At 64.7% G+C, this 10,424-nt stretch carries 6 protein-coding genes and 1 pseudogene; 2 read left to right on the forward strand and 5 right to left on the reverse strand.

Annotated features, from left to right (window positions below; all coding sequences use genetic code 11):
- Positions 1–134 precede the first annotated feature (134 nt).
- Positions 135–1,448 (reverse strand): peptidoglycan DD-metalloendopeptidase family protein, encoded by a 1,314-nt coding sequence (locus BN1136_RS19000; protein ID WP_043762032.1) that lies wholly within the window; start codon positions 1,446–1,448, stop codon positions 135–137.
- A 114-nt stretch (positions 1,449–1,562) separates the two neighbouring features.
- Here BN1136_RS19000 and tyrS point away from each other — a divergent pair, with 114 nt between their 5' ends.
- Positions 1,563–2,762 (forward strand): tyrosine--tRNA ligase, encoded by a 1,200-nt coding sequence (tyrS, locus tag BN1136_RS19005; RefSeq protein ID WP_043762031.1) that lies wholly within the window; start codon positions 1,563–1,565, stop codon positions 2,760–2,762.
- Between the two features lie 78 nt (positions 2,763–2,840).
- Here the strand turns inward: tyrS and ygjK are convergent, their stop codons facing one another.
- Complete coding sequence (gene ygjK, locus BN1136_RS19010; protein WP_043809082.1) at positions 2,841–5,321, reverse strand: alpha-glucosidase; 2,481 nt, start codon at positions 5,319–5,321, stop codon at positions 2,841–2,843.
- 439 nt (positions 5,322–5,760) lie between these two features.
- Positions 5,761–7,017 carry an adenylosuccinate synthetase gene (locus BN1136_RS19015; RefSeq protein WP_041212602.1) on the reverse strand — a complete coding sequence of 419 codons (1,257 nt, stop codon included), beginning with the start codon at positions 7,015–7,017 and terminating at the stop codon, positions 5,761–5,763.
- 188 nt (positions 7,018–7,205) lie between these two features.
- On the opposite strand from BN1136_RS19015, the gene BN1136_RS19020 reads away from it, so the two are divergent.
- Positions 7,206–8,114 (forward strand): LysR family transcriptional regulator, encoded by a 909-nt coding sequence (locus BN1136_RS19020; RefSeq protein ID WP_043762026.1) that lies wholly within the window; start codon positions 7,206–7,208, stop codon positions 8,112–8,114.
- A 77-nt stretch (positions 8,115–8,191) separates the two neighbouring features.
- On the opposite strand, the gene BN1136_RS19025 is transcribed toward BN1136_RS19020, so the two are convergent.
- Entirely contained in the window at positions 8,192–9,511 is a 1,320-nt protein-coding gene (locus BN1136_RS19025) for a TAXI family TRAP transporter solute-binding subunit (protein ID WP_081843802.1), read from the reverse strand.
- A 138-nt stretch (positions 9,512–9,649) separates the two neighbouring features.
- Positions 9,650–10,424: pseudogene (locus BN1136_RS19030) on the reverse strand (MalY/PatB family protein); the annotation flags it as partial.

The raw sequence follows: 10,424 nt of genomic DNA on the forward strand, positions 1-10,424 counted from the left end.
CCCGACATCAATCCGATATAACGCTCGCTCATCTCATCTCCCCTGTGTCGTCTTCAGCCAGCTGCCCAAGACGCGAGATAACAATCCGGGGGCCTTGCCCCCGGTATCCTGGTTCCAGGCCACCCAGCCTGGGCTCAACTGCCGTTGCTGTCCCGCTTGTTCTGGGCCAGATGCAGCTCTGCGCCGTCGAGCTTGGCGAGCTGGGGCATGGCCTGGGCCTTGAAGCTGGCCAGTTCCCGTCCGCCGAGGGACTCTGCCTGGGGCAGGGTGAGGGTGCGGGGATTCTTGTGCACGCCGCCCACCACGAATTCATAGTGCAGGTGCGGCCCGGTGACCCGTCCGGTGCCGCCGAGCAGGCCTATGGTCTGCCCCTGCTTCACCCGCTGCCCCTTGTTGACGGTGCGTTTGGAGAGGTGCAGGTACTTGGTCACGTAGTTGCCGGCGTGCTTGATGAAGACGTAGTTGCCGTTGAACTGGTTGTAGCCGGCGGCCACCACGCTGCCGCCACCCGCCGCCATGATGGGGGTGCCCACCGGCGCCACGTAGTCGATGCCGTTGTGGGGGCGCACCTTGCCGGTGACTGGATGCAGCCGGCGAGGGTTGAAGTTGGAGCTGATGTATTTGAAGTTGACCGGCGCGCGCAGGAAGCTCTTGCGCATCGCCTTGCCTTCCGGCGTGTAGTAGTTGCCATCCCCGTTCAGCACGGCGCGGTAGGTGGCACCCTGGTTGACGAACTCGGCGGCCAGGATATCGCCGGAGGCGACCCGCTCGTCATCCTGGTATTTCTCTTCGTAGACCACCCGGAAGCTGTCCCCCGGCTGCAGGTCCTGGGCGAAGTCGATGTCCCAGCCGAAGATGGCGGCGAGATCCATGATCTGATCCTCGGTCATGCCAGCGTCCACTGCGGCCCCCCAGAAGCTGGAGCGGATCTCCCCCTTGGCCACCTGTTCGCGGGTGTCGAGTTCGAGCCGCACGGGTCTGGCCACGAAGCCCTCGTCCTTGCGGCTCACCTTGAGCGCCTGCTCCAGACTGTGGGGATAGTAGAGGCTGTGCAGCTCGCCGCCCTTGGTGAGCTTGAAGGTGAGCTCCTGGCCGGGTTTGAGCATGCGCAGGGGATCGGTGCCCTCGAGCTGATCAATGAGGTGCAGATCCGTGGTGCTGAGGCCAAGGCGCTGGAAGATGACCCCCATGTTGTCGCCGCTGCGCACCTTCACCTGTCTGGTGAGGTAGCTCGGCTTGGGCGGGGTGGCCACGGGCTCGGCGCGGGCCAGCAGCGCCTCCTCGTCGACCTGCTGTTCGACGGCCAGCTCGTTGCCGTTGTCATCGACCCGGGTGGCGACCGCCTGTTCGCTCGGCCAGGCCGCCAGCATCATGATCAGAATGCTCAGGATAAGCACCATCTTGCGGTGCCAGGTGGGAAGAGAGTTGAAGGCGTGCCAAAGGACCATGAGAAGCAGACGACGTTGAATCCATAAGAAGGTCGGAGTTTACCGCCTTTCCAATTGGCCTGCCATTCCAGTAATATGTCTGGCCCTGTGGAATCGTGATTGGAGAGTCAAAAAATGTCCCAGCTCGAGGTGGCGCTAGCCGAGATCAAGCGCGGAGCGGAAGAAATTCTGGTAGAAGAAGAACTTGTCGCCAAGTTGAAGGAAGGGCGCCCGCTGCGCATCAAGCTGGGGATGGACCCGACCGCTCCCGACATCCACCTGGGTCATACCGTGATCCTGAACAAGCTGAAGACCTTCCAGGATCTGGGCCACGAGATCATCCTGCTGATCGGCGACTTCACCGCCATGGTGGGGGATCCCTCCGGCAAGAACGCCACCCGTCCGCCCCTGTCCGAAGAGGCCATCAAGCACAACGCCCTCACCTATGCGGAGCAGGCGTTCAAGATCCTCGACCCGGCCAAGACCCGCATCGAGTACAACTCCACCTGGCTGAGCGAGCTGGGCGCGACCGGCATGATCAAGCTGGCGGCCAAGCAGACTGTGGCCCGCATGATGGAGCGCGACGATTTCAAGAAGCGCTACAGCAACGGCCAGTCCATCGCCATTCACGAATTCCTCTATCCGCTGCTGCAAGGCTATGACTCGGTCGCGCTGAAGGCGGACGTCGAGCTCGGCGGCACCGACCAGAAGTTCAACCTGCTGATGGGCCGCGAGCTGCAAAAAGATGCCGGCATGGCGACCCAGTGCGTGCTGATGATGCCGCTGCTGGTGGGTCTGGACGGCGTCAAGAAGATGTCCAAGTCCGCTGCCAACTACATCGGCGTGCACGACGCCCCGGGGGAGATGTTCGGCAAGATCATGTCCATCACCGACGATCTGATGTGGAACTACTACGAGCTGCTCTCCTTCCGTCCGCTGACTGAAATTGAAGGCTTCAAGGCGGGCATTGCCGCCGGCACCCTCAACCCGCGGGACGTGAAGATCTGGCTGGCCAAAGAGATCATCGCCCGCTATCACGACGAGTCGGCAGCCGAAGCGGCCCACGAAGACTTCACCCAGCGCTTCTCCAAGAACGCCATTCCGGACGAAATGCCGGAGGTCGAGCTGGCCTTGGAAGGGGAAGGGCTGGCCATCGCCAACCTGCTCAAAGACGCAGGTCTCGTGGACACCACCTCCGAAGCGCTGCGCATGATCAAGCAGGGCGCGGTGAAGGTTGATGGCGAGAAGCTGGACGATGGCAAGGCACTCATCGGTGCCGGTACCGCCGTCTACCAGGTCGGCAAGCGCAAGTTTGCCCGGGTGACCGTCAAGTAAGTCGCCACCTCCGGCGCCGCCATAAGAAAGGCCTCCCTTGCGGAGGCCTTTTTGTTGGCTCATTGCTGCTGATAGGGATCAGCCCTCTGTTTTCAGGAAGTTGCGATAGAGCATGTAGAGGTGGGCCGAGCTCCAGCTGAAGTTGCTGGCCCCCTGCATGGCGCCGGTCTCCGGGTTGTAGTTCTCGCGGATGGGGCCGCTGCCCGCCAGCCCCTCGGCATTGCTAAACAGCTTGTTGACCAGCATCTGGGCATCGCTGCGATAGCCGTAGTTCTCCAGCCCCTTCACCCCGAAGTAGAACTGATCCAGCCAGACCCGGCCGCGCCAGTAGATGTCGGGGTCGTAGGCCGGGTTGGTCAGCGCCGCCGTGCCGAGCGGCACCCAGGTGTTGAACTCCCGGGCATTGAGCATCACCTCGCGCACCCGCGCCGCCTTCTCTTGGTCGGCCACCTCGGCCCAGAGGGGGCTCCACCCTTCCGGGCCACGGCCGCGGGCGGTCAATAGCTTGCCGACGCAGCCGTTGGTGTCGGGCAGATCCCCCTGGGCTATCTGGCGGTCGTAATAGAAGCCGGAGGCCTCGTCGAACAGGCAGCTGTTGATATAGCCCGCCAGCTGGTTGGCGCCTTCGCGATAGCGGCTCGCCTCGTCCGGCTTGCCGAGCAGCTCGGCCATGTCCGCCAGGATGCGCTTCTCTTTCGCGAGGAAGGCGTTGAGCTCTACCGACTCCTGATCGATGGAGAAGCCGATGAGTTCGCCGTCATCCTGGTGGTTTTCGAAGAAGAAGACGTTCCAGTCCTGACGCGCACGGGCCAGGTCGCCGCCATAGGTCTTGTCGGCATAGCGCTTGAGCTGATCCGGCTCGATAAAGCCGAAGCGGGCGGCGTTGTCCATGCCGGACTCCCAGCCGGCGCCGTGCTGGGCGCCGATATCCATGTCGCTATAACCGCCAACGCTGAGCACCTGCTGGTAGAGCGCCATGCCGGCGCAGCCATACCAGCCATCTCCCTCATCGGTACAGCTCGACAGATCCAGCCCGGCCGGTGCCCCCGTCGGGTACTGCACCTTGAAGGTGATGTTGCCGAACTCGTCGTTGTGCTCGACGTGGCGGGTGGCGCCATATTCGATGATGCCGTTGCGGTTGTTGTCCCGCGCCCGATACCACCAGTCGTGATAGGCCTGGATCTTCGGATACATCTCGGCGATGAAGGCCTTGTCCTGGGTGGCGCTGTAGATCTCCCAGATGGCCCAGGCGGAGAGGGGCGGCTTGGTGTCACGCTCGTTCCAGTTGCCGCCGTCACCGCCGCGATCGGCGAGCTTGTTGTAGAAGACGGCGTCGATCACCATGCCGGCGTCCTGGGGGCGCACCGGGTCATCGGCCTGGATCTGGTAGTCATACATGGCGCGCACGTTGTTCTTGGCTACCTCGGGGTTGAAGTGGGCCATGGCGTAGGCGTGCTTCCAGCTGTCCCAGGCCCAGACCCCGTCGAACCAGCGGGCGGTGTTGGAGGGGGTCACCCCGTCGTGCAGGATGGCACCGGCCGGCGAGCGCCAGTTGCCGTTGAGGGTCTCCATCGCCTTGACCGCGATGCGCCGCTCGGACTCCGGGATCCCCTGATTGGAGAGGCCGCGCTCGAGGTAATCCTCCCAGCGGCGGATGGAGTCATCGAAATAGTCGGCTGGCCTGACCAGCAGCGCCTGGCGGCTCTGCTCGAAGCGGTCGGCCTCCTCGCTGCTGTGGACATAGCTCTGCAGGGTGTAGATGTCCTGCTGCCCCTTGGCGGCCAGAGTGAGGCTGGCCTCGCTCACGTAGCCAAGCCCCTTCTCGTCCAGGGTGGTGCGGCTCGGCAGGGTGCGATCGATGCGGTAGCTGGCGCTGCCGCCTTGCATGATGTTCCAGGTGCTGCGCAGCTCGCCAAACTGGAACGCCACACCCCGCCCGGTCTGGCGGATGGTGCGGGTCCAGTCGGGGTACTTGCTGGCGACCGTATTCTTGGCATCCCACTGGTTGAGCAGGGCCCCCTGCCAGTTGAGGGTCAGAGTGAGCGGCGCATCCTGGTGGTTGATGAGGCGGGTGCGGATGATGGCGGTGCGGGCATCGCCGTAGCGCAGCTCCAGCTCCAGGGTGAAGGGCTCGAACTCGAAGCGTTGCACCAGGGCCCCCGGGATGGCATGGATGTCGTGGCTGCTGGCGCTAGTGAGCGGGAAAGCGCGGCCGCTCTCATCGCTCAGGGTCAGCTTGTCCAGCTCGCTGGCGAAGAAGAGGCTGTACTCTTCCGAGATGACCATGGGGCCGGTGAAGCCGCCCCACTCGCTGTCGCCGGCGGGCAGCAGGAAGCCGTGCCAGGCACCGAGGTCGAGCAGCGGGTTGTATTTGAGGTTGGAGTAGCTGTCAAAGTCACGGAACTGGCGCGGGGTGCCGCTGCGGTCGATCACGTCCTTGTACTGGTTCGCCAGGGTGGCGCTGGGGGCGGCCGGGCTGCTGGAGTCATTGCCGTTGCAGGCGGTGAGGCCAAACAGGGCAACGCCCAGGGCGACCGAAAGTAAACTTTTACGAAACATTACTCGCTCCAATGATCGTTTGTAGGTTAAGGAAGGTGTTTTTTTTAGTTCTATTTTAGTGAAAGCGATTTTCTTGAGCCATTTTAGGGCATTTCCACGGGGTGTTTGGGAGCTGCATCACGGTATGCAGAGCCGTGATGTGAGCCGGATCACCCGGTTACACGGGGTTACATGGATTCATATTTTAGTAACTATTTACTTTGGCTGAGAGCTGAGAGCTGAGAGCTGAGAGCTGAGAGCGGAGAGCGGGGCAGGGGGGCCGGTGTACCGGCATGGACAAGGGAGCTGGCCGATCCTGGCTTGAAGCGGATAGCTGTGCGGTGAAGGGCTTGGGAGGTCGTCACTGCGATCGCGCGACGGTCGGCGGCAAAAAGGCGGGCATAAAAAAACCGGCATCAGGGATGCCGGTCTTGGTATAGCAGAGAGAGGATCGGGCGGCTTAGCGCAGGATCATCTCGTCACGGCCCGGGCCGACGGAGACCATGGGCACCGGCACGCCCAGCAGGGCTTCGATGCGCAGTACGTAGTCCTGGGCAGCCTTGGGCAGCTCGGCGAAGGTGCGGCAGCCGCTGATGTCTTCGCTCCAGCTCTCCATCTTCTCGTAGACGGGGGTGAGGGCGGCGGTTTGCGGCCAGATCGGGTTCTCGGTGTGAGCGCCTTCGTAGGCCACGCAGATCTTCAGATCCGGCAGACCGGTCAGGCAGTCCAGCTTGGTCAGGGCCACTTCGGTGGCGGCCTGCAGCTCGACGCCATTCTTGGTGGCGACGGCGTCGAAGTAGCCGACGTCACGGGGACGGCCGGTGGTGGCGCCGAACTCGTTGGTGATCTTGCGGAACTCGTCCTGGTTCTCCATGGCGGTCAGCAGGGTGCCGGTACCGACGGAGGAGCTGAATGCCTTGGCCACGGCGATGACGCGCTCCGGGCGCAGGCCCGGCAGACCGCCACCGATGCCGGCGTAGGCGCCAGACACGTGGGAGGAGGTGACCCAGGGGTATTCGCCGTAGATGAGGTCACGGCCGGCGCCCAGCTGGGCTTCGAACAGCAGGGTCTTGCCTTCGGCCTGCAGGGCCTTGAGGGGCATGCTGACGTTGCAGACGGCGTCCAGCCAGGGAGCGGACACTTCCAGCAGCCAGTCGGCCATTTCCTGGGCGGTCTGGGTGAATTCGAAGTCGGGATAGAGAGCCTTCATCTGCGGCAGTTTCCAGTCCAGCATGAACTGGATGCGCTCGACCAGCACGTCCGGCTGTTTCAGCCAGCCTACCAGGATCGCCTTTTTCATGACCCGATCACCGTAAGCCGGGGCAATGCCCTGACGGGTGGAGCCGTAGGCGCCGTCGCCCAGACGCTGCTCTTCCAGGGTGTCTTCCAGCGCGTGCAGCGGCAGGCACAGGGTGGCGCGGTCAGAGATGGCGAGCTTGGGCGTGACGCCGGAGGCCTTGACCTCTTCCAGCTCGACGGTCAGCTTCTCGGGGCTGATCACCATGCCGGGGCCCAGTACGACCAGGCAGTCCGGGTTGAAGACGCCGCTCGGCACCTGGTGCAGCTTGAAGGTGCCCAGATCGTTGACCACGGTGTGGCCGGCGTTGTTGCCGCCCTGGAAACGAATGCTGGCGCCAGCCTGGCCTGCCAGATAATCGACGATGCGGCCCTTGCCTTCATCACCCCAGTTAGCACCTACGACTACGATAGACGACATGACTCTTTCTCCTAAGACGTTAGGCGATCATCCTAGGAGGCCGGAGCGGATTAGAAAAATTAATTATCTTTATAATTCCGATAAGAGAGACATATAATTATGGTGTATTTATCGACACCATGCCCGCTTCGGGAGGCGTCCCTCCCCACTGGGCGGCGCCCCGGGAGCCGGGGTAGCAGAGGATCCCCATGCTGGACATTCACTGGCTGCACACCTTCGTCACCCTGGCCCGGCTGCAGCACTTCGGCCAGACCGCCACCGAGCTGCACATGACCCAGCCCAACGTCAGCCTGCACCTCAAGAACCTGGAGCAGGCGACCCGGGTCAAGCTGGTGGAGCGCAGCCCGTTTCGCCTGACCCAGGCGGGGGAGCGGCTGCTGCAAAGCGCCGAGCGCGCCATCAACGAACTGCAGCTCTGCCAGTCCGATCTCAATGCCCTGAGCCAGCTGAGCCAGGGGACGCTCGCCATCGCCGCCAGCGACATCATCTCGCGCCTGCTGCTCATCCAGCCGTTCCAGCGTTTCAAGCAGGCTTTTCCCGGCATCGACCTCACCCTGTTCAACACCACCTCGGATCAGGCGGCGGATCTGGTGCGGGCGGGCAAGGCGGATCTCGGCTTCGTGATGGCGCAAAAGCGCAGCGAACCGCTCTTCTACACAGAGCTGCAGCAGGTGACCTGGTGCGCCCTGGGCCACGGCCTTGGCCGCTGGCAGGCGCGGGCGAGCTCGGGGGAGAGCGATCCCCTGGACGAGCCGACCCTGATCCTGCTGGGCCACGACACCCGGACCCGGGCACTCATCGACCCCTCATTGCCCCTGCTCGGCCTGCCGAGCTGCCGCATCATGGAGGTGGGCAGCGTGGATGCCCAGCTCGACTGGGCGGAGGCGGGCTTCGGCGTCGCCATCGTGCCGGACTTCTCCCTCCACCCCAGGCTCAAACTGACCGCCCCCGTGACCCGACTCACCGACTTTCCCGGTACCAGCCTGGGGTATGTGGTGCGCCAGAACCAGGTGCTGTCGCGGGCCATCAAGCAGTTGCTGCACTGGGTGGAGGAGGAGATCCAGAGCCCGGCCCTGCTGCCAGCCGCCAAGGCCTGACGCCGCAGCCGGCTCGTCGCCGAAAAGAGAAGAGGCCACCCAGGGGTGGCCTCTTCTCTTTTCGTTTCGGGTGCCCGTCACTGGGCGGGCGTTTCCTTCACCTCGACGGCGCCGCTGGGCGTGGAGGGAAGTGGCGCCGTCTGGCCGGTCGTGCCTGCCGCCGACGGGGTCTGGCCTTCGGCGGCGGGCAAGGCACCCGGCGTCAGCACGGCGCTGCCCTGGGCCGGGCTCCCGGTCAGGGCCGGTGCCGTCTCTGTGGCCACCGCGGCCGAGCTCGCCGGCAGGGTGGCGCCGGCGGGTTGCTCCGGCCGGGTCTCGGCGCCTTCCAGCGGGGTGGCCGCACTGGTGGGGGCCAGGGAGTCGGTGGGCAGGGCTCCCGAGGTGGCCTGGGCTCCGGAGGCCGTGAGCGCATCCGGCTGCAACATGGGCGCCGGCGCGGCGTCCAGCATGCCCGGGTGGAGCGGGGCAAGTTTCCCGGCCTGCATTCCCTCCCAGGTGAGGGTCGTGAGGGCCGGGTGCAAACGGGTGAACTGCTTGAGGCGCTCGTTCAGCACGTCACGCAGGGTGCGCACCTCGGTCTCGGGCAGGCTGGCCAGCGCCACCAGCTCGGCAGTGACGGCGAAGGTGCTGACCGCACTGGTCTGCCCCGGATAGAGGTTGGCGCCGATGCGGCTGCGCTCATAGTAGGGATACTGCTTGAGCAGCCTGTCTATCTGCTCCCCCTCGATGGGGATGAGGCGTGCCTTGCAGCGACCGGTCAGATCGCCGATGGCCTGGTTGGGGTGGCCGGCGACCACGAAGGCGGCGTCCAGGGTACCGTTGCAGAGCCCTTCTAGCCGGTTGCCGGGCGTGCTCGGGGGGGGCGGCATGAAGCTGGCCGGCTGCCAGCCCATGGCGTCCAGGAGTGCCAGGCTGGTGACCTTGTCCCCCGAGTTGGGGGCGCCGAGTTCGACCCGCTTGCCTTCGATGTCTGCCAGGGTGGTGATGTTGCTGGTGGCGCTGGCGAGCAGGGTCAGGGACTCCTGATGGAGTCGCAACAGGCTGCGCAGCCGATCGTCAGGAGCCTGACCCGCGAAGGGGCCGCTGCCCTGTACCGCGTGATGGAGCACATCCGACTGCACCAGGGCCAGTTGAATATCTCCCTTGGTGAGTTCGGCCAGATTGGCGAGGGAGCCCGAGGTGCTCTGCACCGTGCAGTGCAGGCCGTGACGATCGCTCTCTTCGTTGAGCAGGCGGCAGATGGCGCCACCCGTGGGGTAGTAGACGCCATTGAGCGCCCCCGTGCCTATGGTGACATAGGCGGGGGCGGCCAGAAGTGGCTGTGCCAGCATGGCCGCCAGCCAGGGGAGGGCGATGCGTGACAGGCGCAGCAGGGGAAAGAGGGCGAATGGGCGCATAGTGAACCAAAACCGTGGCTGAAAAAAAGGATGAGCCAGGCTCATCCCGTCATAGGTCTCATCTTATCTGCATCGGATGGGAACCTGAATGATTTTTGCCATCTGGCCGCGGCTGACCGGCAGCCGCGGCGCTCCCTGTCAGCGCTGGAGGATGGCCTTCTCCATGCGGGCCAGCGCCTCGGCGAGCCGCGCCCGGGGGCAACCGAAGTTGAGCCGCACGAACTGGCCGTCGCCAAACTGGGCGCCGGGGGAGAGGCCGACCCNNGTTGCCCGCCAGGTAGTCGAGCTGCTCGGTCAGCCAGGGCTCGCCCCCTTCGTAGGCCGCCTCGGCCGCCACATAGCCCAGCAGGTTGACGTCGGCACTGATGCCGCGCATCGCCTGCTGCAATTTCAGGCGCAGCCTGGCGTTGGGGATCACGGCGAAGGAGCAGCACAGGCCCGCGATGTTGAAGGTCTTGCTCGGCGCCATCATGACGGCAGAGCGCTCGGCCGCCGCCGGGCTCAGGGCACCGTAGGGGATGTGGCGGGCATCCTTGTCCAGCAGCAGATCGCAGTGGATTTCATCGGAGCAGATCACCAGGTTGTGGCGCTCGGCGATGGCGTCGATGGCCAGGAGCTCCTCGCGGGTGAAGACGGTGCCGCCCGGGTTGTGGGNNNCGTTGAAGCCCGGCGCCTGCAGGAAGGGGTAGTAGACGGGCTTGGGGGTGATGATGCCGCGCCCGTGCTGGCTCCAGGCCTTGCAGGCGAGGTTGAGGCCGGGCACCACGCCGGGCAGGAAGACCAGCCATTCGGACTGTATCTCCCAGCCATAGCGCGCCTGCATGCGGGTCTTGATGAGTTCGATCAGCCGGGGGGAGGGGCGGGAATAGCCGAAGACGCCGTGGGCGACCCGCTGGGTGAGCGCCTCCAGGAT

It is taken from the genome of Aeromonas taiwanensis (assembly GCF_000820165.1).
Classification (GTDB): domain Bacteria; phylum Pseudomonadota; class Gammaproteobacteria; order Enterobacterales; family Aeromonadaceae; genus Aeromonas; species Aeromonas taiwanensis.